The 25,223-nt window shown below is 64.7% G+C and carries 23 protein-coding genes; 4 read left to right on the top strand and 19 right to left on the bottom strand.

All coding sequences use genetic code 11. The features are described 5' to 3' along the window. The first annotated feature begins 415 nt into the window (after positions 1–415). Both AC1RQC_RS20595 and AC1RQC_RS20590 read left to right on the top strand, forming a co-directional pair. On the top strand, positions 416–850 hold the full coding sequence (locus AC1RQC_RS20595; protein ID WP_043347423.1) for an Rrf2 family transcriptional regulator: 435 nt from the start codon (positions 416–418) through the stop codon (positions 848–850). Between the two features lie 70 nt (positions 851–920). Then, a complete protein-coding gene (locus tag AC1RQC_RS20590) occupies positions 921–1,532 on the top strand; it encodes an NAD(P)-dependent oxidoreductase (RefSeq protein ID WP_492372424.1) in 612 nt (203 codons plus the stop codon). Between the two features lie 250 nt (positions 1,533–1,782). On the opposite strand, the gene AC1RQC_RS20585 is transcribed toward AC1RQC_RS20590, so the two are convergent. From AC1RQC_RS20585 to ndk, 16 genes are all read right to left on the bottom strand, one after another. Then, positions 1,783–2,343 (bottom strand): phosphoribosyltransferase, encoded by a 561-nt coding sequence (locus tag AC1RQC_RS20585; protein WP_043347431.1) that lies wholly within the window; start codon positions 2,341–2,343, stop codon positions 1,783–1,785. 152 nt (positions 2,344–2,495) lie between these two features. Next, positions 2,496–3,836: an adenylosuccinate synthase gene (locus AC1RQC_RS20580; protein ID WP_174423299.1), complete on the bottom strand. Its 1,341-nt coding sequence runs from the start codon at positions 3,834–3,836 to the stop codon at positions 2,496–2,498. Positions 3,837–3,950: 114 nt separating this feature from the next. Then, entirely contained in the window at positions 3,951–5,114 is a 1,164-nt protein-coding gene (locus tag AC1RQC_RS20575) for an ATP phosphoribosyltransferase regulatory subunit (RefSeq protein ID WP_492372425.1), read from the bottom strand. 235 nt (positions 5,115–5,349) lie between these two features. After that, complete coding sequence (gene hflC / locus AC1RQC_RS20570) at positions 5,350–6,258, bottom strand: protease modulator HflC (RefSeq protein WP_492372426.1); 909 nt, start codon at positions 6,256–6,258, stop codon at positions 5,350–5,352. 11 nt (positions 6,259–6,269) lie between these two features. Further along, complete coding sequence (hflK, locus tag AC1RQC_RS20565) at positions 6,270–7,676, bottom strand: FtsH protease activity modulator HflK (protein ID WP_492372427.1); 1,407 nt, start codon at positions 7,674–7,676, stop codon at positions 6,270–6,272. 104 nt (positions 7,677–7,780) lie between these two features. Beyond that, entirely contained in the window at positions 7,781–9,028 is a 1,248-nt protein-coding gene (gene hflX, locus AC1RQC_RS20560; protein WP_492809171.1) for a GTPase HflX, read from the bottom strand. 297 nt (positions 9,029–9,325) lie between these two features. Continuing rightward, a complete protein-coding gene (hfq, locus tag AC1RQC_RS20555; RefSeq protein ID WP_006157757.1) occupies positions 9,326–9,565 on the bottom strand; it encodes an RNA chaperone Hfq in 240 nt (79 codons plus the stop codon). A gap of 207 nt (positions 9,566–9,772) precedes the next feature. Beyond that, on the bottom strand, positions 9,773–11,116 hold the full coding sequence (gene der / locus AC1RQC_RS20550) for a ribosome biogenesis GTPase Der (RefSeq protein WP_043347450.1): 1,344 nt from the start codon (positions 11,114–11,116) through the stop codon (positions 9,773–9,775). A 225-nt stretch (positions 11,117–11,341) separates the two neighbouring features. After that, entirely contained in the window at positions 11,342–12,529 is a 1,188-nt protein-coding gene (gene bamB / locus AC1RQC_RS20545; protein WP_492372429.1) for an outer membrane protein assembly factor BamB, read from the bottom strand. Positions 12,530–12,633: 104 nt separating this feature from the next. Then, positions 12,634–13,266 (bottom strand): YfgM family protein, encoded by a 633-nt coding sequence (locus AC1RQC_RS20540; protein ID WP_441640348.1) that lies wholly within the window; start codon positions 13,264–13,266, stop codon positions 12,634–12,636. A gap of 85 nt (positions 13,267–13,351) precedes the next feature. Continuing rightward, positions 13,352–14,632: a histidine--tRNA ligase gene (hisS, locus tag AC1RQC_RS20535; RefSeq protein ID WP_492372451.1), complete on the bottom strand. Its 1,281-nt coding sequence runs from the start codon at positions 14,630–14,632 to the stop codon at positions 13,352–13,354. A gap of 147 nt (positions 14,633–14,779) precedes the next feature. Next, entirely contained in the window at positions 14,780–16,072 is a 1,293-nt protein-coding gene (gene ispG / locus AC1RQC_RS20530; protein ID WP_492372430.1) for a flavodoxin-dependent (E)-4-hydroxy-3-methylbut-2-enyl-diphosphate synthase, read from the bottom strand. 50 nt (positions 16,073–16,122) lie between these two features. Beyond that, a complete protein-coding gene (locus AC1RQC_RS20525; RefSeq protein WP_492372431.1) occupies positions 16,123–17,127 on the bottom strand; it encodes a RodZ domain-containing protein in 1,005 nt (334 codons plus the stop codon). Then, positions 17,120–17,899, bottom strand: a complete 780-nt coding sequence (gene pilW / locus AC1RQC_RS20520) for a type IV pilus biogenesis/stability protein PilW (protein WP_492372432.1) — start codon at positions 17,897–17,899, stop codon at positions 17,120–17,122. The genes AC1RQC_RS20525 and pilW overlap by 8 nt, the downstream gene beginning before the upstream one ends. Continuing rightward, positions 17,896–19,050 carry a dual-specificity RNA methyltransferase RlmN gene (rlmN, locus tag AC1RQC_RS20515; protein WP_006157748.1) on the bottom strand — a complete coding sequence of 385 codons (1,155 nt, stop codon included), beginning with the start codon at positions 19,048–19,050 and terminating at the stop codon, positions 17,896–17,898. The genes pilW and rlmN overlap by 4 nt, the downstream gene beginning before the upstream one ends. 53 nt (positions 19,051–19,103) lie before the next feature. Beyond that, positions 19,104–19,529 (bottom strand): nucleoside-diphosphate kinase, encoded by a 426-nt coding sequence (gene ndk / locus AC1RQC_RS20510; RefSeq protein ID WP_492372433.1) that lies wholly within the window; start codon positions 19,527–19,529, stop codon positions 19,104–19,106. A gap of 339 nt (positions 19,530–19,868) precedes the next feature. On the opposite strand from ndk, the gene AC1RQC_RS20505 reads away from it, so the two are divergent. After that, positions 19,869–20,570: a Bax inhibitor-1/YccA family protein gene (locus AC1RQC_RS20505; RefSeq protein ID WP_006157746.1), complete on the top strand. Its 702-nt coding sequence runs from the start codon at positions 19,869–19,871 to the stop codon at positions 20,568–20,570. A 104-nt stretch (positions 20,571–20,674) separates the two neighbouring features. Here AC1RQC_RS20505 and rlmD read toward each other — a convergent pair whose 3' ends face one another. Next, complete coding sequence (rlmD, locus tag AC1RQC_RS20500) at positions 20,675–22,009, bottom strand: 23S rRNA (uracil(1939)-C(5))-methyltransferase RlmD (RefSeq protein ID WP_492884436.1); 1,335 nt, start codon at positions 22,007–22,009, stop codon at positions 20,675–20,677. 299 nt (positions 22,010–22,308) lie between these two features. Between rlmD and AC1RQC_RS20495 the strand changes: the two genes are divergently transcribed. Beyond that, positions 22,309–23,178, top strand: coding sequence for an endonuclease/exonuclease/phosphatase family protein (locus AC1RQC_RS20495; protein WP_492372434.1), 870 nt, complete (start codon positions 22,309–22,311; stop codon positions 23,176–23,178). A gap of 21 nt (positions 23,179–23,199) precedes the next feature. Here the strand turns inward: AC1RQC_RS20495 and AC1RQC_RS20490 are convergent, their stop codons facing one another. Both AC1RQC_RS20490 and rpoS read right to left on the bottom strand, forming a co-directional pair. After that, positions 23,200–24,048 (bottom strand): 3'-5' exonuclease, encoded by an 849-nt coding sequence (locus AC1RQC_RS20490; protein ID WP_174423309.1) that lies wholly within the window; start codon positions 24,046–24,048, stop codon positions 23,200–23,202. Beyond that, complete coding sequence (rpoS, locus tag AC1RQC_RS20485) at positions 24,045–25,223, bottom strand: RNA polymerase sigma factor RpoS (RefSeq protein WP_492372435.1); 1,179 nt, start codon at positions 25,221–25,223, stop codon at positions 24,045–24,047. Before rpoS ends, AC1RQC_RS20490 begins: the two co-directional genes overlap by 4 nt.

The following is a 25,223-nucleotide window of genomic DNA, read 5'->3' as shown; positions in this document are numbered from 1 at the left end:
CCGGCGTCTGATCTTGCAACTTGGCACTCCCGATTCGATATTGGCGCGACTGCGCGACTTAACTATTAACTATTGACTAAATACCAGTCGCAGCAACGACCGCTCCGGGGCGTGGAGTCCGCTCTTGCCTGTTGAGGCAGAGGCATCCACACAGCCTGGCGCTCACACGAACTGCCAGGGCGCGACCGGAGCAGCAGCCGACTGCTGCGCTGCGGGTGAGTGTATCAGTTTCAGTGGCGCTCCCGGCATTCTTCCGCCATTCACACGCTGGAATGTCGCGTTTTCCGACGTATTCAGGCGCAAACCACCCTATTGCTGCAGGCGTATGCCACACCGGCATGCCTGCGTGGCCCGCCAGTCGCTTGACAGCGACGGCCATCTGTAACTAATATAGTTTCACATCGCCTCACCCACCATGACCACCAGCAGCCGATTCGCCGTCGCCGTCCACATCCTCACCTTGCTGGCCAGCGCCGCGGAGCCCTTGCCGTCGTCATTGATCGCGGGCAGCGTGGGCACGAACCCGGTCCTGATCCGCCGCCTGGTCAGCCAGTTGGCCGAGGCGGGGCTGGTGAGCACGGTGATGGGCAGCAACGGCGGCGCCTCGCTGGCGCGCGCGGCGGCATCGATCACGTTGCTCGATGTGTTCCGTGCGGTGGAGTCGGCCACGCTGATCGCGCCGCACCACAGCGTGCCCAATCCGGCGTGCATGGTGGGACGGGAAATTACCGGCGCGCTGAAGCACGCCGCGGACCGCGCCCAGGCCGCGATGGATGGTGCGCTGGCCGAGATCACGATTGCCGGCATGCTCGCCGATGTGGAGCGCGCGGCCCGGCAACGCAAGCCGTAAAAATTTTTATCCCGATATGTAACTAAATTAGTTTCATATCGATATTCAACAGCGCAACAAAGGAGTCAACATGAAGATCGCAATCATCGGCGCCACCGGCCGTGTCGGCACCCGCCTCATCGACGAAGCCCTGAGCCGCGGCCACACGGTCACCGCCATCGCGCGCCAGGCCGACAAGCTGGCCACGCGGCCGGGCCTCGCCACGATCAATGCAGATGTCGCGGACACCAAGGCCCTGGCGGCCGCCCTCGCCGGCCACGACGTGGCAATCAGCACAGTACGTTTCCTGCAGACCACGGCCGAACAGATCACCTCCGCGGTCAAGGCCGCCGGCGTGCCTCGCCTGCTGGTGGTGGGCGGCGCGGGCAGCCTCTTCGTAGCACCAGGCGCGCAACTGGTCGATACGCCGCAGTTCCCGGAAGCCTATAAGGCGGAGGCCCTCGCTGGACGCGACTTCCTCAACGCCCTGCGCAACGAGACAGCGATCGACTGGACCTTCCTGTCCCCCGCCGCCCTGTTCGAGCCGGGCACGCGCACGGGCAAGTTCCGCGTGGGCGAGGAGACGCTGCTCTCCGACGCCAGCGGCAAGAGCTGGATCTCGATGGAGGACTATGCCATCGCCATGATCGACGAAGTGGAAAAACCGGCGCACTCGCGCCAGCGCTACACGGTCGCATACTAAGCAGGAAACAGGCAGGTGCCTCCGAAACATGCGTGCCATGGCGCGTGGCCATCGCGGCAAGCACGACGGAGGGCATAAAGAATAATGGCCGCCCTGCTGGCGGCCATTTGCGGCGAGCCGTGAAAGCGCAGGTTAGCCGAAGCGCCTGCTCCGCGGCGGTGCATTGCGCACTGCCTGCACGATGGGGGCACAAGGATGGGGCGAGCCCGCTCACCTCGGCGGCCATCTTCGATATCGGGCCGCCCGGGAATCAGGCCTGCGAGCTGCCGGCGGCGTGCTTGCCGCGCTTGAGCCAGGCCGCCAGGTTATGCGGACGCAGCGTGTCGTACTCTTCGAACGGCTGGTGAATCCAGGGATTCGTCGGCAGGAAGGTCACGTGGTAGTCCGGCTTGACCTTGGAGCAGGCCTTGTACCACAGCACGGACGAACGCACTTCCGTCACGGCGGGATAGCGCTCCTGCAAATGGCGGCCCACGCGCTCCAGCGTGACGCCGGAATCCACCAGGTCATCGACCAGCAGGATCTTGCCGGAGAGGTCGCCCTTGGTCATGGTGATGTACTGCGCGATATCGAGGTCGCCCTGCTGTGTGCCCGCTGCCTCGCGGTAGCTGCTGGTGGCCAGGATGGCGAGAGGCACGTCGAAGATACGGGACATCTGGTCGCCGACGCGCAGGCCACCGCGGGCCAGGCACAGGATCTTGTCGAACTTCCAGCCCGACTCGTGGACGTTCAGCGCCAGGCGCGCGATCAGGCTGTGGTAGTCGTCCCACGAGATCCACAGGTTCTCTTCGTCGTTCGATGGCAGGGTCATGATTGTTTTAGCTCTTCGGCTTTAGGCATAAGGTCTGTCGACCGATAAAGTTTCGGCCCGCTTGCGCGGGCCGATTTGCTCTTGTGCATCTGCCGTCTTTTTGCCTGCGCGGCTTCGTTCAGCCGCGCGGCGCCCTTACGGGCAAGACAGCATCAGGCTACGTACGGGTGACGCAGCAGGATGGTTTCGTCACGGTCAGGGCCGGTCGAGATCATGTCGATCGGGATGCCGACCACTTCCTCGACGCGCTTCAGGTAGGTGCGAGCCTGTTCCGGCAGCGCATCCCAGGCCTTCACGCCGAAGGTGGATTCGTTCCAGCCCGGGAATTCCTCGTACACCGGCACGCAGCGCGCCACGGCATCCGAACCACGCGGCAGGATGTCGACGGTCTTGCCGTCCAGCTCATAGCCCACGCACAGCTTGAGGGTTTCAAGGCCATCCAGCACGTCGAGCTTGGTCATGCAAAGACCCGACACGCCGTTGATCTGCACTGAACGCTTGAGCGCGGCGGCATCGAGCCAGCCGGTACGGCGGGGTCGCCCGGTCACCGAGCCGAATTCCTTGCCGACGTTGGCCAGGCGCACACCCACCGGGTCCTGGCGCTTGGGGTTGTCGTTGTCGTACAGCTCGCTGGGGAACGGACCTGCGCCCACGCGGGTGCAGTACGCCTTGGTGATGCCCAGGATGTAATTCAGGCGGCCCGGGCCAACGCCAGCACCGGCGGCGGCCGCACCGGCCACGCAGTTGCTGGAGGTGACGAACGGATAGGTGCCGTGGTCGACGTCGAGCAGCGTGCCTTGCGCGCCTTCGAACATCAGGTTGCCGCCGGCAGCGTTGACCGCGTAAAGCTCCGCCGACACATCGGCCACCATCGGGGCCAAGCGCGGCGCGTAGGCCAGCATTTCGTCCAAAGTCTGCTGGAAGTCGACTGCTTCCGCGCCCAGGTACTGGGTCAGCATGAAGTTATGCAGGTCGAGGTTCTCGCGCAGCTTCTCGGCGAAGCACTTGGGATCGAACAGGTCCTGCACGCGCAGCGCGCGGCGGGCCACCTTATCTTCGTAGGCCGGGCCGATGCCGCGGCCGGTGGTGCCGATCTTGTCGGCGCCACGGCGCACTTCACGGGCCTTGTCGATGGCCACGTGGTACGGCAGGATCAGCGTGGTCGCTTCGGAAATGCGCAGGCGGTTCTGCACCTGCAGGCCGGCGGTTTCCAGTTCCTCGATCTCACGGAACAGCGCCTCCGGCGACAGCACGACGCCGTTGCCGATGTAGCAGATCGTGCCTTCACGCATGATGCCCGAGGGGATCAGGCGCAGGATGGTCTTCTTGCCGCCGATGATGAGCGTATGGCCGGCATTGTGGCCGCCCTGGAACCGCACCACGCCCTTTGCATGATCGGTAAGCCAATCGACGATTTTTCCCTTGCCTTCGTCACCCCATTGGGTGCCGATCACGACGACATTGCGTCCCTGGCTTACTGCAGAAGCGGACATGTTGATTTTGGTCAGTGGGTTAAAAACGTATTTTACTCTCGTTGCAGGTCAACTCCCCGATTTTGGGGAGATCGGCCTGCAACGCGGGGGAATTCCGCGGCCTGGCGCTTGCGCTCAGGCCCCGGCGCTGCGTGGAATCACCGTCCAGCCGCCATCCTGGCGGACCAGTTGGCGGTCGCAGTTGAACTCGTCGAGCTGGTGCGTGTGCCCCGGCAGCGACTGGATGACGATCTCGCCGGCGGCGCGCAGCGCGGTAATCGCGGCACGCAAGGCAGGATCCGCATCCCACGGCGCGAAAATGGCAAAAGCACGCACTTCCAGCGGAGAAAGCGAGGCAACTTCGCGCAAATCCAGCGAAAAGCCGGTTGCCGGCCGCGCGCGGCCAAAGGCCTCGCCGACCTTGTCGTAGCGGCCACCGCGCGCCACGTAGTTGGGCAGGCCAGCCACGTAGGCAGTGAACATCACGCCACTGTGATAATGGTAGCCGCGCAGGTCGGACAAATCGATATTGACGCTCGCCCCGCTCACTTCCGCGGCCAGTGCAGCCAGTTCGTCCAGCGCACGGCCAATCGCCGGGCTCGCCGGCAGGGTCGCGCGGGCGCGCTCGATCACCTCCACGCCGCCGTACAGCGTCGGCAGCGCCAGCAGCGCGTCGCGCTCGGCCTGCGGCATGCCTTCGGTCAACTCGCGCAGCGCTGACACATCCTTGGTCTCCAGGGCCGCAAACAGCACATCCTCGATCCTGCGGCTGGACGGCAGGCCGTCCAGCAAGGCTTCCAGGATGCCCGCGTGGCAAAGGTCGAGGCGGATCTCGGTCAGGCCGGCAACCTGCAGCGCGGCCAGCATCAGGGCCTGGATTTCCACATCCGCTTCCAGGCCGGCATGGCCGTAGATCTCCGCGCCAACCTGGATCGGCTCGCGGGTTGCGCGAAAGCCGGCCGGGCGAGCGTGCAGCACATTGCCGGCGTAGCACAGCCGGGTCACGCCGGAGCGGTTCAGCAAGTGGGCATCGATGCGGGCGACTTGCGGCGTGATGTCGGCGCGCAGGCCCATGGTGCGGCCGGAGAGCTGGTCGACCAGCTTGAGCGTGCGCAGGTCGAGGTCGTGCCCGGTCCCGGTGAGCAGCGATTCCAGGTATTCCAGCATCGGCGGCATGACCAGCTCGTAGCCGTAGGTGCGGAACAAGTCCAGCATGCGGCGGCGCAGTTCCTCGATCTTGCGGGCCTCCGACGGCAGCACGTCGGCGATGTTTTCAGGCAGGAGCCAGTGATTGGACATGGTAAATCTCTTCACTTCACACAGTTGCCGGGGGGCCTTGAGCCACCCGTTGAAATTCGATCCCGCCGCGTGCCGTGCCGGGGGCACCAGCCGCAAGCGGGGAGCCAGTCACCTGGCATGGCGGATGAGACGGCAGCGACGCCCCTCGGGAGCCTCACTTGCCGCCCCTCCAGCCGGACAAAACCCCGGCAAGCCGGGGTTTTGTCGAAGCGCCTGGCGGACGGAACCGCCTAGCTTAGCGACGGCTCGCCGGAGGCGCCGCCGCCGGCGCCGCTGCGCCGCCCGACGACCGCATATAGCGGAAGAACTCGGAATTGGGCTCCAGCACCAGCACGTCGCGCTTGTCGCGGAACGTATTGCGGTAAGCCTCCATGCTGCGCCAGAACTGCGCGAACTGGGGATCTCGGCCAAACGATTCGGCGTAGATCTGCGAGGCGCGGGCATCGCCCTCGCCCTTGATCTTCTGCGCATCGCGGTAGGCCTCGGCCAGCACGACTTCACGCTGGCGATCGGCATCGGCGCGGATCTTCTCGCCCTCGGCCGCGCCGGTGGAGCGCAGCTCGTTGGCCACGCGCTTGCGCTCGGCTTCCATGCGGCGATACACCGATTCGCTGATCGCGGGCAGCAGGTCGACACGCTTGAGGCGCACGTCGATGATCTCGACGCCCACGGACTGCGCATAGTCGGCCATCGCGGAGCGGATATTCTGCATCACCTTCTCGCGCTCGCCGGCCACCAGCTCCGCCACCGTGCGCTTGCCGAATTCCTCGCGGGCGACGGAGTCGATACGCTGGGTCATGCGGTCCTGCGCCCCGCGGATGTTGCCATTGAAGGCCACGTAGAACTTGCGCGGATCGGTGATGCGCCACTTGACGAACCAGTCCACCACCATGCTCTTCTTCTCGGCCGTCAGGAAGCGCTCCGAAGCGGCCACGTCGATCGTCAGCAGGCGGCGATCCATGAAAATCACGTTCTGCAGCGGCGGCGGCAACTTGAAGTGCAGGCCCGGCTCGTTCACCACCTGCTTGATCTGGCCAAAGGCAAACACCACGGCGTACTGACGCTGGTCCACCACGAACACCATCGAGGAGCCAATCGCCAGCACGATGAAGAGGCCGATTACTACGGAAATCAGTCGGTTCATGTCGGGTCTCCTCAGCGCGAATCGCGGTCACGGTTGCGCAACAGCTCGCGCGACCGGTTATCGCCGCTGGCATCGGGCGCGGGAGACGTGCCGCTGCCCGCGGCAGGGGCCTGCGCGGTGCCGGAAGCCGGCGCGCGCGCATCCACCGCCGATTGCGACATCAGCTTGTCCAGCGGCAGGTAGAGGAGATTGTTACCCTGGCGTGAATCCACCAGCACCTTGGTCGAATTGGTATAGATCTGCTGCATGGTCTCGATATAGATGCGATCACGCGTCACCTGCGGGGCCTTGGCATACTCGGCCTGGACCTGGCGGAAACGCGAGGCATCGCCTTCGGCCTGGGCGATCACTCGCGCCTTGTAGGCTTCAGATTCTTCGTTCAGGCGCGCGGCGGTACCCTTGGCACGCGGAATCACGTCATTGGCGTAGGCCTGGCCTTCGCTGATGGCGCGTTCGCGGTCCTGGCTGGCCTTGTTGACATCGTCAAAGGCCGCCTGGACCTGCTCGGGCGGCTGCACGCTCTGCACGTTGACGGAAATCACGCGGATGCCGGTCTTGTACGCGGTCAGGATCGACTGGATCGACTTGGCCAGGTTCTGGGCAATCTGTTCACGGTTCTCGTAAAGCACCGCGTCCATCTTGTTGCGCCCGACGATCTCGCGCACCGAGGTCTCGGCAGCCTGGGTCACCAGTTCTTCGTCGCCACCTCGGTCGGTCTTGTTGTAGAACAGGAATTCGCTCGCGTCCTGGATGTCGTACTGCACCGTGAAGCGGACGTCGATGATGTTCTCGTCCTGCGTCAGCATCGACGCGTCCTTCAGGTTGCTGTCCTTGATCGAGGTGGAACGGCCCACTTCAACCGAGCGCACGCCCGACAGGTTGACGATTTCGGCGGACTGGATCGGGTACGGCAGGCGCCAGTTGATACCCGGGCCCGTGGTGTACTTGAACTTGCCGAACTGGAGGATAACGGCCGTCTGGCCTTCCTGCACCATGAAGAAACCGCTGGCCAGCCAGATGCCAACCGCTGCGATCACCACCACGCCGGCGCCGATCCCCGAGCCCTTGCCCGGCGTGCGCGCACCGCCGCCAAAGCCCTGGTTGCCGCCACCACCGTTGTCCTTGCGGCCAAGCAGGCCGTTCAGGCGACGGTTGAAATCGCGCCAGAGCTCGTCGAGGTCGGGCGGGCCATCCTGGGGCGGACGCTGGTTTTGCTGGCGATTGTTGTCGCGACTATCCTTGTCCTTGTCTTTGTCTTCGTCATCCGGGCCGCCCCTACCCCAACGGGGATCGTTCAAAGACAGGATCGCGCGCAAACGCTGCCAGGCCGTTCGCGACGGTGCATGGCCGCCGTTGCGGCCACCTGCGCGGCTGCCAAAGGCATGGCTCGATTCAGAATTCCGGGGAAACAGGGGCATGAAGTGCACGGGTCCGGGATAGTTGGAACAAGGGGATTCTAACAGTCATCGACGCCACTTTTACCCATTTGGGGCAATCTGGCTGCGATTTCCGTCGAACTGGCTCACTGCGTGTCGGGTTCTTCCGGATCCACCCGGGTGTCATCGCCGTCAAAACCGCTGTCGAGATCGTCGTCCGGGTAAGGCTGCGCATCGGCAAGGCGCGGATCCAGCGGGGGGCGCTCTGGCGGGCGCTCGGCCAGCCAGCGCGCCACCTCCACCAGCGCCTCGCGCAAGGCATCCAGGCCAATGCCGTCGCGCGCGCTGACGAACACGCGGGTCGGCACACCCTCCTCGTTGCGCTCCACGCGGGGGCCCTGCTCGAGCAGTTCCGGCGACGCGTCGATCTTGTTCATCACCACGATCTGCGGGATGTCGTCGGCATTGATTTCGGCCAGCACACGGTTGACCTGCTCGACCTGCTCATGGCGCACCGGGCTGGAAGCATCAACCACATGCAGCAGCAGGTCCGCGTGCACGGTCTCCTCCAGCGTGGCGCGGAACGCGGCCACCAGCTGGGTCGGCAGGTCGCGGATGAAGCCCACGGTATCCGACAGCACCACGTTGCCCACGCCTTCCAGGTACAGCCGGCGCGAAGTGGTATCCAGCGTGGCGAACAGCTGGTCAGCGGCGTAGGCCCGGGCCTTGGTGAGGGCGTTGAACAGTGTCGACTTGCCGGCGTTGGTATAGCCGACCAGCGAGATGCTCAGGGTGTCGTTGCGCGCGCGCGCGCGCCGCTGGGTGCTGTGCTGGCGCTGCAGTCGCGTCAGGTCAGCCTTCAGCCGCTTGGCGCGCTCATCCAGCAGGCGGCGGTCGAGCTCGAGCTGGCGCTCGCCCGGGCCGCCACGCATGCCAATGCCCCCCTTCTGCCGCTCCAGGTGGCTCCAGGCGCGGACCAGCCGCGAGGCCTGGTACTGGACCTGGGCGAGCTCGACCTGCACCTTGCCGACGTGGCTCTGCGCCCGCTGGCCGAAGATGTCCAGGATCAGCCCCGTTCGGTCGATGACATGGCGCTGCAGGAAGCGCTCTAGATTGCGTTGCTGGGCAGGGCTGAGCGAGTGGTTGAACACCACCACGTCGGCATCGAGTGCATCGGCGGCCTCCTTCAGCTCCTCCGCCTTGCCGGAGCCGATGAACAGCGCCGGGTCGGGACGGGACCTGCGTCCGGTCAACGTGTGCACCGGCGTGGACCCCGCGGTCGACGTCAGCAACGCCAGCTCGCTCAGGCTTTCCTGGAAATCATGCTTGCCGAAATCGACACCAACGAGGATGGCGCGGGAGGACTCGGAATTGGAAGTGGCTCTAGATTGCAAACGGGAGGATCGCGAAACGCGAGAAAGGAAAACGGGTTGGAGGCTACTGGGAGGCAGCGGCTGGCGCCGTTAGGCAGAAGCCCTGGCCTGGGGAAGACGCTTGAAGCGGGGACTCTGTCCGTGGCGGAATGCACCAGGGTGAAGCATGTCCGTGCCCGTGGCCACTCTGCAGCCAGGATGGGCTGGCGTCTTTTGGTGTCGCGCCGGAGCATCTGGCCCCTGCGCGACACCGGCAACTGGCGGCCGTGCCGTGGTACGACTGGCCTGCCGGAAAACTGCGGTGCTATCCGCGAATGATCAGCCTTCAGCCGTTTCGTCCACGCGGAAATTCACGGCGCGGGCCGGTACGACGGTGGAAATCGCATGCTTGTAGACCATCTGCGTCACGGTGTTGCGCAACAGGACGACGTACTGGTCGAACGACTCGATATTGCCTTGCAGCTTGATGCCATTGACGAGGTAGATGGAAACCGGTACGTGCTCTTTGCGCAGCGCGTTCAGGAACGGGTCTTGTAGCAATTGCCCTTTGTTGCTCATGGCACACTCCAAATTTATAGATTTAGTGATAGATGATGGGGACGGTAATCCCCGATTCAAGTCAAACGGCGCAAGCCGCGCCAAAAAAAGATCAAAACGGTACCAAGCTAGCATCGCCTCGCAGGGAACCCCCTGCTACCGTGAATTTAGCCTCAGTTCCAAACGAACGCAAACGAAACTTGCCCGCCCGGGCTCCCGTCGACTGACTCAATCCTTCGAGTCGGCATATGGGTTTTTGTTCGTTCTAAATTCGATGCGAAGCGGTGTGCCCTTCAGTTTGAAAGCCGAGCGGAAACGGTTTTCGAGATAGCGCCGATATGTGTCGGCGATGCCGGAAAGCGAATTGCCGTGCACGATGATGATGGGCGGATTGGACCCGCCCTGGTGCGCGTAGCGCAGCTTGGGCCGCGTCGCGCCGACACGCCGCGGCTGCTGGAACTCGACCGCTTCCTGCAGGATCCGCGTGAGCTGCGGCGTGGGCAGCTTGACCATGGCCGCGGCATACGCGTCGTCCACCGAGCGCAGCAGCGCGCTGATGCCCGTGCGCTGCTGCGCGGACACAAAGTGGAAGTTGGCGAAGTCCAGGAACTGCAGCTTGCGCTCCAGATCGTGCTTGATACGGTCGCGGCTATGGCCGTCGAGGCCGTCCCACTTGTTGACGCCAACCACCAGCGCGCGCCCGGATTCCACGATGAAGCCGGCGATGTGCGCATCCTGCTCCGACACGTCCTGCTGCGCGTCGAGCAGCAGCACCACGACGTTCGCATCAGCAATCGATTGCAGCGTCTTGACCACCGAAAACTTCTCGATGGCCTCGAACACCTTGCCGCGCTTGCGCAGGCCGGCCGTGTCGATCAGCGTATAGGGCTTGCCGCCGCGCTCGAACTCCACATAGATGGCATCCCGCGTGGTGCCGGGCATGTCGAACGCGATCACGCGTTCTTCGCCGATCAGGGTGTTGACCAGCGTGGACTTGCCCACGTTCGGCCGGCCCACGATAGCGATCTTGACGCCGCGCTGGGCGCCCTCGTCTTCCTCGGCGAGTTCCGGGCGCTCTTTCACCGCCAGTTCCAGCGCCTCGTCGACCAGCTCGCGCACGCCATCGCCGTGGGTCGACGAAATGGCATAGGGATCGCCCATGCCAAGCTCGTAGAACTCCGACACCACGGTGGTGTATTTCATGCCCTCGGCCTTGTTCACGGCCAGCATGACGCGGCGCCCGGTCTTGCGCAGGTAATCGGCGATCACGCGGTCCTGGGGCGCCAGCCCGAGGCGGCCGTCGACGAGGAAGATCACCACGTCGGCCTCGACCACCGCCTGGCGGGTCTGCTTGGCCATTTCGGCAACGATGCCTTCCTTGGCCACCGGCTCGAAGCCGCCGGTGTCGATGGCGATGAACGGACGTTCACCGATGCGGCCTTCGCCATAGTGGCGATCGCGCGTGAGCCCGGGCAGATCGGCGACAAGCGCGTCGCGCGAACGGGTCATGCGGTTGAATAGCGTCGACTTGCCCACATTGGGACGGCCGACCAGAGCGATAACTGGTTTCATGCAATAAACGGAAATGGGGGCCGGCAGATGCCGCCCCCCAGGAACTCCGGAGTGATATGGGTCCGACGGCCGGGCGTCGCGCGCCTGGCCACTTTTCCTGTCGGGTGATCAGGCTTGCATTGCAACCCGACCTCGTTCACCTGCACGGCCAGAAGGGCCGTGCTACCGGATTGGCGCCGCCCGTGCCGACAGGTGCACGGACAGTCGCCATGAATGTCGACCGCCTCAGTCCGGCACGAAGCCGTAGAGGTTGCCGTCGCGTGTCTGTACCACCAGCGACGGGCCCGCCACCACCGGCGCAGCGGTAATCTCGCTGCCATCGGTCTTCAGGCGTGCCACGAACTGGCCGTCCTCGCGCGACAAGAAGTGTACATAGCCTTCGTAATCGCCCGCCACCACCGAACGTCCCACCGCCAGCGGCGTGCCGAGACGGCGATACAGCAGTTGATCGTTCTTCCAGCGTTCAGTGCCGTTCTGGCGGTCAAATGCATGGACCACGGAGCGCTCATCCCCGGCGTACAGCGAAGTGTCATCCTGCGCGGGGCCGGTCGGCGAAGAAAAATCCTTGCCCCACTGCGGCTGGCCATTGGTCAGCTCAAGGCAGGCGATCCGGCCCTGGAACGTGGTCGCGCAGACCTGGCGGCCATTGACCATGGGCTGGCCCGTCACGTCATTAAGCCGTTCGATCTCGGACACGCCCTTCGGATAGGAAACCGTGCTCTCCCAGCGCAGCACGCCGTTGCCCGGAGCCAGCACACCCAGCTTGCCGCCGGGGAAGCCCATCACGATGCCGTCGCCGGCGAACACCATGCCCATCGAGGCGCGCAGGTTGAGCGCGGTCTGCGAGCGCTGGTAGATCCAGCGGCGCTCGCCGGTCTGCGCATCCAGGCCAAGCACCCGGGTATCGGTCGTGCGCACGACCACCAGGCCGTTGCCGACCAGCGGCGCCGAGAGAACCTCCCCATTGACCTGCTTCTTCCAGATCTGCTTGCCGCTGGCGTCAAAGGCAAAGACCGCGCCCTTCTCGCCCGCCACCGCCGTGACGGTGCCGTCGCTGCCGGGGCCGGAGGTCAGGTCGATGTCGGTCTTGGCCTCCCACAAGGTGCGTCCCGTGACGCCATCGAGCGCCAGCACCTTGCCGCCATTGGAAGATGCATAGACGGTGCCACCGGAGACAGAGGGTTGCAGCGAGTACGGGCCGCTCTTGCCGACGCTGGCCTTCCAGGCCTGGCGCACCGACAACGTCTGTGTGATCGGCTTGAGTTCGACCGGCGTGCGCTTGTCAGCCTTGCTGAACAGCGAGCAGCCGCCCAGGCTGGCGACGCTGGCCGCACAAGCGGCGGCCACCACCAGGCCGCGGACAGATTTGCCGTGTTGCTGGTTCTGGGCCGTGCCGGAAAACAATGACTTCATGAGGTTCCGATCCTGATTTAAGTTGAGGCGCAAGGGTGCGGGCAAGCGGGGCATGCATGGCATGCGAATCCCGCGGGCCTGCCGGCGAGCCGGGCCAACCGCCTTCAGGCGGTGCCCAGCGCGTCAAGCTTGAACTGAATGATCTGGCGCATGGCGGCATCGTTGGCGCTCAGCTTGTCTAGCGCCTTCTGGTAGGCCGAGCGGGCTTCCGGGCGCTTGTCCTGGGCAGCCAGCAGATCGCCCCGGCGGTCCGCATACAGCGCCACGAACGGTGCCGGCGGCTCGTCCTTGAGCAATGCCAGGCCCTGGTCGTAGGCCTTCTCGTCAAGCAGCACGCCAGCCAGGCGCACGCGCGCGAGGTGAGCGTACTCGCCATCGCCATGGTCGATCGCCCATTGCAACTGGGCCTTCGTACCTGCCAGGTCGCCTGCATCGTACAGCACCTTGGCCGATACCAGCGCGGTCATGGGGCCATAGGCGGTCTTGCCGAACTTTTCCTCGAGGTCGCCGGCGGCGCGCTTGATCCGCTCGACATCGCGGCTCTCGGCCGCCTTGACCACCTGCTCGTACAGCAGCGCCGCTTCTCCAGCCTGCTTGCGTTGCCAGTAGTTCCAGCCGCTCCAGGCAGCGAAGGCCAGCAAGCCGGCGATCAAGGCCCAGGTCACGGTGTTGCCGTACTGGCGCCACCAGGCCTTGAGGCTCTCAAGCTGTTCCTGTTCTTCTAGATCGTAAGCCATGTCGAGGGATCCACCCGCGTTTGTTTGTATGAAGGACCGCGCTCTTGCGGTCCCTGGTTCCGATACTGCCTGCTGACCAGCAGGCTTACTCGCTGGCGCCAACCATGGCGTCGATGATGTGGTCAACCAGTTTTTCAGCCTCCACCGTCACCTGCGCGCCGCCGCCTTCGGCCTGGGCGCCCTGGCGCAGGTCCTTGACCTGTGCCGTGCCCGCCACCACCTCATCCTCGCCAATGATAACGGCATAGGCCGCACCGCTACCGTCGGCGCGCTTCATCTGCGACTTGAAGCTGCCGCTCTTGCCGTCGGGCGTGGCATGCAGCAGCACGTCGAGGCCGGCATCGCGCAGGCGCTCGGCGATGATCATGGCCTGCTGGCCAGCCGCTTCGCCCTGGTGGACGAGGTACACATCGGCACCTTCCGCCTGCGGCACGAGCTTTTCCTCTCGCAGCAGTTCGATGATGCGCTCGATGCCCATCGCCCAGCCACAAGCTGGTGCCGCCTTGCCGCCCATCCGCGCGATCAGCGGATCGTAGCGGCCGCCGCCGGCGATGGTGCCCTGCGCGCCGAGCTTGTCGGTGATCCACTCGAACACCGTCAGGTTGTAGTAGTCCAGCCCGCGCACCAGGCGCGGATTGATCTTGAACGGGATGTTGTTGGCCTTGAGCAGGCGCTGCACGCCGTCGAAGTGGGCAAGCGACTCCTCGCCCAGGAAATCGATCAGCTTGGGCGCGTTGCTTGCCATTTCCTGCAGCGCGGGATTCTTGGTATCCAGCACGCGCAGCGGGTTGGTGTACAGGCGGCGCTTGCTGTCTTCGTCAAGAATGTCCTGGAAGCCTTCCAGGTACTTGATCAGTTCTTCGCGGTGCGCGGCGCGCTCCTCGGCCTGGCCCAGCGAATTGAGCTCGAGGCGCACGCCGACCAGGCCCAGGTCATCCCACAGGCGCTGGCACATCATGATGATCTCGGCGTCCACGTCCGGGCCGGCAAAGCCGAGGGCCTCGGCGCCGAGCTGGTGGAACTGGCGATAGCGCCCGCGCTGGGGACGCTCGTGGCGGAACATCGGGCCGGTGTACCACAGGCGCTTGGGGCCGTCGTACAGCAGGTTGTGCTCGATGGTGGCCCGCACTGCGGCCGCCGTGCCCTCGGGGCGCAGCGTCAGTTGCTCGCCGTTGAGCGCATCGGTGAAGGAATACATTTCCTTCTCGACGATGTCGGTGACTTCGCCGATGCCGCGCACGAACAGCTGCGTGTGCTCAACGATGGGCGTGCGGACCTGCTGGTAGCCGTAGGCACGCAGCATCGCGCGCGAGGCGTTCTCGAAATGCTCCCACAGCGGTGCGTCGGCGGGCAGCATGTCGTTCATGCCCTTGACGCCCTGCAGGGCTTTCACTGCCTTGCTCTTGCTCTCTGCCTTGCTGTCGGCAGCCTTGGCGCCATCGCTGGCGGCCGCCGGATTCACGGGTTGGTTCATTGTGTCTTGTCTTTCCCTGTAGCGCCTAGCCGCAACGGCTCAGGCTGCCACCTCATTGCCGGCGCTCCCGGCCTTGTTGCCGTAGTGGGTGCGCACATAATCGTCCACGATCGCCTGGAATTCCTCGGCGATGCGATCGCCGCGCAGCGTCTTGACCTTCACGCCGTCGACAAATACCGGCGCCGCCGGCGATTCGCCTGAGCCCGGCAGCGAGATGCCGATATTGGCATGCTTGCTTTCGCCCGGCCCGTTCACGATGCAGCCCATCACGGCCACATCCATTTCTTCTACGCCAGGGTAGGCGGTCTTCCAGGTCGGCATCTGCTCGCGCAGGTAGCTCTGGATGCTGGACGCCAGTTCCTGGAAGGTGGTGCTGGTGGTACGGCCGCAGCCCGGGCAGGCAATCACCATCGGGGTGAAGTTGCGCAGGCCCATGGTCTGCAGGATCTCCTGCCCCACGTAGACTTCCTTCTCGCGCGCAGCGCCGGGTTCCGGCGTCAGCGAAATGCGGATGGTGTCGCCAATGCCTTCCTGCAGCAGCACCGACAGCGCGGCGGTGGAGGCCACGATCCCCTTGCTGCCCATGCCCGCCTCGGTCAGCCCGAGGTGCAATGCGTAGTCGCAGCGCTTGGTCAGCTCGCGGTACACAGCGATCAGTTCCTGCACCTGCGAGACCTTGCACGACAGGATGATCTGATCACCCGAAAGCCCGATTTCCTCGGCCTTCTTCGCCGACTCGATCGCGGAGGTGATCAACGCCTCGACCATCACGTTCTGCGCCGGCCACGGCTCGGCGCGCAGGGCGTTCTCGTCCATGATGCGCGCCAGCAGCGACTGGTCCAGGCTGCCCCAGTTCACGCCGATGCGCACCGGCTTGTCGTAGCGGCAGGCCATTTCGATCATCTGCGCGAATTGCGTGTCGCGCTTGGCACCCTGCCCCACGTTGCCGGGGTTGATGCGGTACTTCGACAACGCCTGGGCGCAGTCGGGATAATCGCGCAGCAGCGTGTGGCCGTTGTAGTGGAAGTCGCCCACCAGCGGCACGTTCACGCCCATGCGGTCCAGCTGCTCGCGCAGGGCGGGCACCGCAGCCGCGGCTTCCGGCGTATTGACCGTGATGCGCACAATTTCGGAACCGGCACGCGCCAGCTCCTTGACCTGGATCGCGGTGCCGATGGCGTCCACCGTGTCGGTGTTCGTCATCGACTGCACGCGCACGGGAGCGTCGCCACCGATCGTGACCACATTGTCGCCCCACACCACGCGCGCCTGGCGCGTTTTGCGGCGGGGCAGCGGGCCGGGCAGCACCGGCATACAAGCCTTTTGGTTCATAGCATTACCACCTTGCAATGCGGCGTTGCGCATGGCTGGAGAAACGATGTTCAGGGCAGCGTCAGGCGCGCCACGTTATTGCGGTTGGCCGCCTGCAGGTCGACCGGCGTGCCGTTGCGCGTCAGCGACTCGACGCCCTTGACGTTGCCGATCACGATTTTGTACGGTGGCGTACCGCCGCCGCTGAGATCCTGGCCCGCACGCGCAGTACCGCCGAGCACAACCTTGCCGCTGCGGTCGCGGATCTCGTACCAGGTATCCGATGCGAAACGGATGCGCAGCTCGGCAGCACCGTCTGCCGCTGCGGGGGCAGGCACTGCCGCTGAAGCAGCTACCGCGGAGACGGCGGCCACGGCGGCCGGAGACGGCGCCGCCGAAGGTGCGGGTGCTGCCGAAAGCGCTGGCGCCACCGCCACCGGGCCGCTGGCGGGCAGCGACTCGGACGGCGCGGGGGCATCGGACGCGGCCATCACCGGCGGCAGTGCGGCCGTGACGGTACCGGGCTCGCTGCCTTGCACCGTGGCTTGCGCCGCCGGGGCCGCCGTGAGGGTTTCCTTGCGCGCTTCGATCCATTGCTTGAAGTGGTCCAGCCCGAACAGCACCCCGCCACCGATCACGGCGACCACCAGGGCCAGCCAGATCCACCGGCCGCCGGAGCCGCCGGAGCCAAAGCGGTTACGGTCGTCGAAGCTCTCGTTCAGGCCACCTTCGCGGCGCATGCCGATTTCCACCACCGGCACAGCCTGCGCGTGGAAACGCGCCAGCAAGGCGTCGATGTCGATCTGGAGCATGCGCGCGTAGGCGCGCATCACACCCTTGGCAAAGGTCACGTCGGGCAGCGCCGCGACGTCGCCCTGCTCGATGGCGGCCAGCTTGTGCGAGGCGACCTTCAGCCGCGCACTGACATCCTCCAGCGAGAAACGCTGGTCCTTGCGCGCTTGCGCCAGGCGTTCGCCAATCTCGCGCGCCACCGCCTCGCGCCCGGCATCCGCAGGGGTCCCCCCCGCATGACCCGTCGCTGCAGTCTGGCCTTCGGCGCGCTCGTGCTCACTCATCCCATGCTCCTTGTTCGTATGCGGTCAACTCACGCGAATCGGGGAAACGGCTGCGCAACTGTGCCACCAGGGCATTCTGCGCCGCTACATCACCCTGACGGCGGGCAATGCGCGCACCCAGCCAGAGGGATTGCGCGCTGACGAAATTGCTGCTGTTGATGCGGCCGACATACTGCTGGGCACGCTGGTAGTCCCCGCGCTGGTAATACAGCAGCGCCAGGTTGTTGTTGGCTACCGGGTTGTTGCGATCGTAGCGCAAGGCGCCAAACAAGCTCTTCTCGGCTGCCTCGCTGCTGCCATTGCGTAGCTGGCAGGCGCCAAGGCTGGTCAGTGCCTTGCCAGGCCCGCTTGCCGAGGGCGCGTTGACCGCGCGCTCCAGGTAAGGCACGGCCTCGGCATAGCGTCCGTTCACGCACAAGAACCAGCCGTAGTTGTTCAGCACGTCGCCGTCATCGGCACGCATGGCCAGCGCGCTACGGAAGCTCTCTTCCGCCAGCACGCGCTCGTTCATGTTCATGTAGACCAACGCGCGGATATGGTACGCGTCGACCAGCGTCGGGTCGATGGCAATGGCCTGCTTGGCCTCGTCCAGCGCGACGGTGTACTGCCCTGCCTCAAGGTAGCTGGTAGCCAACTGGAGACGGATGGTGGCACGCCGGCTCAGCTCGGTCTGGTCGGATGCGGTCTGCAACTCGGGCTTGACCGGCGGCGGCAACTGGCACGCGGACAGCAGCACCAGCCCCATCAGCGCCGCAACTATCAGACGGGTCATGCAGGCCGGGCCTCTTGCGGCTGGCCGGCCGCGGGCGCCGCCACAATCGGCGTGATCTTGCCGAACTTGCCACGCTGGGCCAGGCGGGTACGGTCCTTGACCTCGCCCGCGAGCTGGCCGCAGGCGGCATCGATATCGTCGCCGCGCGTCTTGCGGATGGTGGTGACGATGCCGGCGTCCATCAGGACCTGGGCGAAGCGGCGGATCTGCTCGTTGTTTGAGCGCTTGAGGCCCGACTCCGGGAAGGGGTTGAACGGGATCAGGTTGAACTTGCAGGGCACATCGGCCACAAGCTTCAGCAGTTCCCGGGCATGCTCGACGCCGTCATTGACGCCATCCAGCATGCAGTATTCGAAAGTGATGAAATCGCGCGGGGCGAATTCCAGGTAGCGGCGGCAAGCCGCCATCAGCTCGGCCAGCGGGTACTTCTTGTTGAGCGGCACCAGCATGTCGCGCAGCGGATCATTGGACGCGTGCAGCGATACCGCCAGCGCCACGGGCAAATCCTTGGCCAGCCGGTCCATCATCGGCACCACGCCGGAGGTGGACAGCGTCACGCGCCGGCGCGACAGCCCGTAGGCATGGTCGTCCAGCATCAGGCGCATGGCGGGCACAACCTGGTCATAGTTGAGCAGCGGCTCGCCCATGCCCATCATCACCACGTTGGAGATGACGCGGTCGTCCTTGGCGCCACGGCCCAGTTGGGCACGCATGGCAAACTCGGCCATCCACAGCTGGCCGATGATCTCGCCAGTAGACAGGTTGCGCGAGAAGCCTTGCTTGCCGGTCGAGCAGAACCGGCAATTGACGGCGCACCCCGCCTGCGAAGACACGCACAGCGTGCCGCGCGTCTCCTCAGGGATGTACACCGTCTCCACCGCATCGCCGGCGCCAACGTCCAGCAGCCACTTGCGCGTGCCGTCGGCCGACAGGTTGTCGGTGATGACGGCAGGCGAGCGGATCTCGGCGCGCGTGGCGAGCTTTTCGCGCAGCGACTTGGCGAGATCGGACATGGCATCGAAACGGCTGGCGCCGAACTGGTGAATCCAGCGCTGCAACTGCCGCGCACGAAACGGCTTCTCGCCGAGCTCTCCGCAATAGGCGGTAAGCGCGTCCGCATCCAGATCGAGCAGGTTGACGAGAGTGTTCATGACGGCAGTATCAACTTCTAAGGCAGTCTAGTCTTGTGGAATAGACCAGACAATCAGCGGCTGTAAACGTTCATGCCGGGGAAGAAGAAAGCGATCTCGACGGCAGCGGTTTCTGCTGCGTCCGAGCCGTGAACGGCGTTGGCGTCGATGCTGTCAGCGAAGTCAGCGCGGATCGTGCCGGCTTCAGCCTTCTTCGGGTCGGTTGCGCCCATCAGGTCGCGATGCTTGGTGATGGCGTTTTCGCCTTCCAGGGCCTGGATGATGACCGGGCCGGAAACCATGAAGTCCACCAGGTCCTTGAAGAACGGGCGCGCAGCGTGCACTGCGTAGAATTGCTCGGCTTCACCGCGCGACAGGTGAACCATCTTGGCAGCCACGATCTTCAGGCCTGCGGCCTCGAAACGAGCGTAAATCTGGCCGATGACATTCTTTGCCACGGCATCCGGCTTGATAATCGACAGGGTGCGTTCGATCGCCATAAAAACTCCAAAAAATGAAGGGGTTACAAGTCAAGTAAACGTGCAATTCTAGCACGAGACGGTTATGGTTTCGAGAAGGCCCATGGCCGCAGGTTCCCGGGAGCCAACCAAGGCACGGCACACACCATAAAGTTACCAATAATGCACTTTTAATGACGTGCCACGCGCAGGGAACGCGAGAGGCCAGTTGCGATCAAATCACCACTGGCAGCGCGGATTTTGCGAAAATGTGGCTGATACGTTCCCTCAACCCTTGCAATTCCATTACTGCGATGCCACATTGGCGTTGTGCCCGCCTGGGTTACCCCGGCGCCTCACCGTTTTGAGACAGGAGTCACCATGGATAACAAGCTGAACACATACAGTTTCGGCAGCGGCACCGCGACGAGCGACGTCGTGGTGCGCAATCGGGTCATGCGCAACACCTACTGGTTGCTTGCCATTTCGATGATCCCCACCGTCATCGGTGCGTGGATCGGAGTCACCACGGGCTTCAGCCTGATGAAAGGCAGCCCCGGCCTGTCGATGATCCTGTTCCTGGGCATCGCGTTCGGCTTCTTCTATGCCATCGAGAAGACCAAGAACAGCAGCATGGGCGTGGTCCTGCTGCTGGCCTTCACCTTTTTCATGGGGCTGATGCTGTCGCGCCTGATCGGGTCGGTGCTGCAGTTCTCCAATGGTCCTGCACTGATCATGTATGCCTTTGGCGGCACAGCGGCGGTGTTCGGCGCCATGGCCACCATCGCGACTGTCAGCAAGCGCGATTTCTCCGGGCTGAGCAAATTCCTGTTCGTCGGCGTGATCCTGCTGATCCTGGCCAGCGTCGCCAACATCTGGCTGCAACTGCCGTCGCTGATGATCACGGTTTCGGTGATCGCCATCGGCATCTTCTCCGCCTACATCCTCTTTGACGTGCAGCGCGTGCTGAACGGTGGCGAGACCAACTACATCACGGCAACGCTGGCGATCTACCTGGACGTGTACAACGTCTTCGCCAACCTGCTGGCGCTGCTGGGCATTTTCGGCGGCAACCGCGACTAAGGCGGCGGCCCGGCCGCCCTGCCCCGGACTAAAAAGGCCAGCGCATCCGCGCTGGCCTTTTTCTTTGCCGCGGCCGCAAGGCCGCGCCCGCCTTCCTCAGCCGCTCAGGCGCGGTCGAACACCGCAATCGATTCCACGTGCGAGGTGTGCGGGAACATGTTGACCACGCCAGCACCGGAAAGCCGGTAGCCGGCCTCGTGCACCAGCAGGCCGGCGTCGCGCGCCAGCGTGGCCGGGTTGCACGAGACGTAGACGATGCGCTTGGGCAGCACGTCGCTGCCAGCCTGGGCCAGTTCACCCAGTGCCTTGCTGACCGCCAGCGCACCTTCGCGCGGCGGGTCGATCAGCCAGCGGTCGAAACGGCCCAGTGCGGCGATGTCTTCCGCACCCACTTCGAAGAGGTTCCTGCAGGCAAACTCGGTTTTGTGGTCCAACCCGTTGATGACCGCATTGGCCAGTGCCCGGGTGGTCAGGACCTCGCTGCCTTCGATGCCCATCACCGAGCGGCCGCGCGTGGCCAGCGGCAGCGTGAAATTGCCAATGCCGCAGAACAGGTCGAGCAGCCGGTCATCCGACTGGGCATCCAGCAAGCGCAGCGCCCGGCCAATCAGCGCGCGGTTGATCTGGTGGTTGACCTGGGTAAAGTCGGTCGGCTTGAACGGCATGCGGATACTGAATTCCGGCAGCGTGTAGGCCAGTTCGCGGTCCAGCGGGTAGAACGGCACCACGGTGTCCGGGCCCTTGGGCTGAAGCCAGAACTGCACGCCGTGCTGGTCGGCGAAGGCGCGCAGCAGTGCCTCGTCGGCCTCGGTCAGCGGCATCAGGATGCGCAGCACCAGCACCGTCACATCCTGCCCCACTGCCAGCTCGACCTGCGGCAGGCGGTCTCGGATCGACAAACCCGTGATCAGTTCCCGCAGCGGCACCAGCAGGTCCGATACGTGCGGCGGCAGAACTTTGCAGCTCGCCATATCGGCCACATAGCTGCTCTTGCGCTCATGGAAGCCGACCAGCGCCACGCCTTTCTTTGCCACGTAGCGCACCGTCAGGCGCGCCCGGTAGCGGTAGCCCCAGTCCGGGCCGGCGATCGGGCGGAACACCACGTCCGGGCGCAGCTTCGACAAGTGCCAGAGATCGTCTTCCAGCACGCGTTGCTTGATGGCCACCTGCGCGCGTGCGTCCAGGTGCTGCATCGAACAACCGCCGCAAACGCCAAAATACTCGCAGCCCGGCTTCACGCGCATCGACGAGGCCTTCTTGATCATGCCCAGGTTGGCCTGCTCGAAGCTGGCCTTGCGCTTGAAGCTGCTGTAGCTGACGGTTTCGCCCGGCAGCGCGCCCTCGACAAAAATCACCTTGCCCGGGCTGCCATCCTCATTGACCAGCCGGCCAACGCCGCGCGCCTCCATGTCGAGGCTGTGGATCTGCACGACGGGCAGTTGCACGGGCGCAGGCTTGACCGGTGCGGGTACGGCCGGGGAGGCGAAGGCGCCACCTTCTGGCGCAGAATGGGCTTGCGTAAGAGTCACGGCTTGAGACACCTGGGGAACCTGACGTATTGTTTTGTGAAAGCGCGATTGTAGTCCAGACGCACAGCCGGGCGGCCCTGCGGCAAGCCCGGCGGCATGAAGACCGGGACAAGCGCGCGAGATAGGCGCAACATGGGTGCAGCACGCGCGAGGCACTCCCGGCACAGAACACCGGCACCGCGCGCCGTGGCAACCGAGCAGGGGGCGACATGGAACTGATTTCCTGGAACATCCAGTGGGGTCGTGGCGCCGACGGGCGCGTCGACCTGGCCCGTACCGTCAGGACGCTGCACGCGATCGCCGACGCCGATGTAATCTGCCTGCAGGAGGTGACGCGCGGCTATTCCGACCTCGCAGGCGAGCCTGGGCCCGACCAGGTGGCCGAGCTGGTAGCGCTGCTGCCCGGCTACCGGATCCTCTACGCGCCTGCGGTGGACCGTTTCACCGCGGACGGCGCGCCACGCCAGTTCGGCAACCTCATCGCCACCCGCCTGCCCTTGCTCGAAGTGTTTCGCCATGCCCTGCCCTGGCCCACCGATCCAACCGTCCCGTCGATGCCGCGCGTGGCGCTGGAAGCGACGGTAATGGCGGGAGAGCGTCGCCTGCGCGTAATCTGCACCCACCTGGAGTATTACTCGACACATCAGCGCGCGGCCCAGACCGACGCGCTGCGCGCCTGGCACCGCGAGGCCTGCGAGCACGCCAGCCAACCCGGCCTGCGCGAGACTGGGCCCGGCCCGTTCACGCCCGAAGCGCGGCCCGCTTCCGCCGTGCTGTGCGGCGATTTCAACGGCGCGCCGGACGATATCGCTTACCTGCGCATGTTGGCGCCATACGACGGTTGCCACGAAACCGGCATCATCGGCTGGCACGACGCCTGGACGCATACCCACCCCGGCAAGCCCCATGCGCCAACTTGCGCCCTGTATGACAAGGAGCAATGGCCGCAGGCGCCGTTTGCCTGTGACTTCGCATTCCTGACAGAGGACCTGCTGTCGCGCGTGCTGTGCTGCGAGGTGGATGGCGAAACACGGGCATCCGACCACCAGCCGATCTACCTGTCGCTGGCGGACGAATAGGGGCCTGTAACGGAGCGGCGCTTAGATTTCCGGTTCTTCGTCGTCATCGCCGCCGGCATATACCGGCTTGATGCGGAAAGACTGGAGGTACTGGATCCACTGCGAACCCGGCAACTCGGCGAGCGACTCCTGCACGAATTCGATTTCGGTATCGAACTGCTTCGGCGTCAGGCCGCCGCGCATCAACTGGAAACGGCAGTACACCAGGTAGGTATTGACGACATCGGTTTCGCAGTAATCGCGGATCGCGGGCAACTGGCCGTCCTGGTAGGCCTGCCAGACCTTGCTGCCGTCCATGCCCATCTTGCCGGGAAACCCGCACAGCTTGGCGAGATCGTCCAGCGGTGCGCTAGCGCGCGGCTGGTACATCGCCAGCAAGTCCATCAGGTCCAGGTGCCGCATGTGGTAACGACTGATGTAGTTGTTCCACTTGAATTCGCGGCTGTCGGACTCGCTGCCTTCGCCCATTTCCCAGTAGCGCGGCGCCACGATGCCATGCACCAGCCCGCGGTAATGCAGCACGGGCAGGTCGAAGCCGCCACCGTTCCACGACACCATCTGGGGCGAGTAGCGCGCCACCAGGTCATAGAACTTCTGGATCAGCACCGCCTCGCCGTCTTCCAGCGTGCCAAGCGAGCCCACATGGAAAACCGGTGTGCCGTCGCGCTGATTACGGCGCAGCACGCAGGAAATGGCCGCGATGCGCTGCAGGTAGTGTGGCAGGAAATCGGTGCCGTTTTTCTCGCGGCGGGCCGCGAAAGCATGTTCGGCGACCTCGGCATCGGTCATGGAATCGGGATGGTCGTGCAGACGACGCAAACCATCGACATCGGGAATCGTCTCGATGTCGAATACCAGCACAGGTGTCATAGAACAGCGTCCTTGCGCACGCCTTGCGAAGCAAAATGGCGTTTGAGCTTGACCAGCGCCTCTTGCTGGATCTGGCGCACACGCTCGCGCGTCAGCCCCATTTCCTCGGCAAGTTCTTCCAGTGTGGCCGGCTCGATGTGATTAAGCCCGAAGCGGCGCTCGACAACATAGCGGTGCTTTTCGGACAAACGCGCCAACCATTGTTTCATCAGGTTTTCCAGCTCGCGGTGGGCGACTTCCTGGTCGGGCGCGGCGTTGTGCTCGTCCGAGAGGAAATCAAGCAGGCTGGATCCGGGATCGAGATCGAATGGCGTGTCGAGCGAGGTGGTGTGCTCGTTGAGCGCGAGCACGTCTTGTATTTCGTCAGGGGTCTTGCCCAGCAGGTGGGCAATATCTTCCAGGCTGGCATCGCGGCCGTCGGTGCCGCCCTTCTCCAGATGACGCTTGGCGCGCAGCACCTGGTTGAGTTCGCGGATGACGTGGACCGGCAGGCGTACGGTGCGCGCCTGGTTCATGATGGCGCGCTCGATGCTCTGGCGGATCCACCATGTGGCGTAGGTCGAGAAACGGAATCCGCGGGAGGGGTCGAATTTCTCGATGGCGTGCATCAGGCCGAGATTACCTTCCTCGATCAGGTCCAGCAGCGGCACGCCGCGATTGAGGTAGCCCTTGGCGATGCTGACCACCAGCCGCAGGTTGCGCTCGATCATGACCTGCCGCGCCGAGAAATCGCCGCCCTTGGCCAGGGTAGAAAAATGCAGCTCCTCCGGCGCAGACAGCAGCGGCTTGATGCTGATGCGATTCAGGTAATGCTGGACGGTGTCGGCTGCCAGTTCGGTGTGCAGCACGGTGCGGAAGTCGTCATGATCGGGCGCAGCCGGCTCGGCTGCGGCCTCGCCTTCTTCTTCGTCCTCGGACTCTTCTTCGTCCTCGTCGCGGGCCTGGCGCTCGACTTCCTCGACCATCAGGTCGGCCTCGCGCAGGCCTACCGCCGTACCCGTGGTGATGGGCTCATCGGTAAGCGGCACCAAGTCGGCGGCCGGGTCCTGGCCGTAGGACTCGGAATCTGCATCGGCATCGGCTTGCGCCACGCCAGTGGACTGCTGCAACTCCGGCTGCTTGGGACGCCGAGCGCGGCTGGTGCTTCCGGTGGAGACAGTTTTCTGGCGTGGCAT

The organism is Cupriavidus sp. GW822-FHT03E04 (genome assembly GCF_058801495.1).
This window is presented reverse-complemented; position numbering and strand designations above follow the sequence as displayed.

Bases quoted from the DNA above. Each gene is read 5' to 3' on its own strand.
- rpoS (WP_492372435.1), bottom strand. From the start codon at position 25,223: ATGCCACGCCAGAAAACTGTCTCCACCGGAAGCACCAGCCGCGCTCGG.
- ispG (WP_492372430.1), bottom strand. From the start codon at position 16,072: ATGAACCAAAAGGCTTGTATGCCGGTGCTGCCCGGCCCGCTGCCCCGC.
- AC1RQC_RS20490 (WP_174423309.1), bottom strand. From the start codon at position 24,048: ATGACACCTGTGCTGGTATTCGACATCGAGACGATTCCCGATGTCGAT.
- AC1RQC_RS20595 (WP_043347423.1), top strand. From the start codon at position 416: ATGACCACCAGCAGCCGATTCGCCGTCGCCGTCCACATCCTCACCTTG.
- AC1RQC_RS20585 (WP_043347431.1), bottom strand. From the start codon at position 2,343: ATGACCCTGCCATCGAACGACGAAGAGAACCTGTGGATCTCGTGGGAC.
- AC1RQC_RS20505 (WP_006157746.1), top strand. From the start codon at position 19,869: ATGGATAACAAGCTGAACACATACAGTTTCGGCAGCGGCACCGCGACG.
- rlmN (WP_006157748.1), bottom strand. From the start codon at position 19,050: ATGAACACTCTCGTCAACCTGCTCGATCTGGATGCGGACGCGCTTACC.
- AC1RQC_RS20540 (WP_441640348.1), bottom strand. From the start codon at position 13,266: ATGGCTTACGATCTAGAAGAACAGGAACAGCTTGAGAGCCTCAAGGCC.
- AC1RQC_RS20590 (WP_492372424.1), top strand. From the start codon at position 921: ATGAAGATCGCAATCATCGGCGCCACCGGCCGTGTCGGCACCCGCCTC.
- hisS (WP_492372451.1), bottom strand. From the start codon at position 14,632: ATGAACGACATGCTGCCCGCCGACGCACCGCTGTGGGAGCATTTCGAG.
- pilW (WP_492372432.1), bottom strand. From the start codon at position 17,899: ATGACCCGTCTGATAGTTGCGGCGCTGATGGGGCTGGTGCTGCTGTCC.
- der (WP_043347450.1), bottom strand. From the start codon at position 11,116: ATGAAACCAGTTATCGCTCTGGTCGGCCGTCCCAATGTGGGCAAGTCG.
- AC1RQC_RS20525 (WP_492372431.1), bottom strand. From the start codon at position 17,127: ATGAGTGAGCACGAGCGCGCCGAAGGCCAGACTGCAGCGACGGGTCAT.
- hflC (WP_492372426.1), bottom strand. From the start codon at position 6,258: ATGAACCGACTGATTTCCGTAGTAATCGGCCTCTTCATCGTGCTGGCG.
- bamB (WP_492372429.1), bottom strand. From the start codon at position 12,529: ATGAAGTCATTGTTTTCCGGCACGGCCCAGAACCAGCAACACGGCAAA.
- hfq (WP_006157757.1), bottom strand. From the start codon at position 9,565: ATGAGCAACAAAGGGCAATTGCTACAAGACCCGTTCCTGAACGCGCTG.
- AC1RQC_RS20575 (WP_492372425.1), bottom strand. From the start codon at position 5,114: ATGTCCAATCACTGGCTCCTGCCTGAAAACATCGCCGACGTGCTGCCG.
- hflK (WP_492372427.1), bottom strand. From the start codon at position 7,676: ATGCCCCTGTTTCCCCGGAATTCTGAATCGAGCCATGCCTTTGGCAGC.
- ndk (WP_492372433.1), bottom strand. From the start codon at position 19,529: ATGGCGATCGAACGCACCCTGTCGATTATCAAGCCGGATGCCGTGGCA.
- AC1RQC_RS20580 (WP_174423299.1), bottom strand. From the start codon at position 3,836: ATGTCCGCTTCTGCAGTAAGCCAGGGACGCAATGTCGTCGTGATCGGC.
- AC1RQC_RS20495 (WP_492372434.1), top strand. From the start codon at position 22,309: ATGGAACTGATTTCCTGGAACATCCAGTGGGGTCGTGGCGCCGACGGG.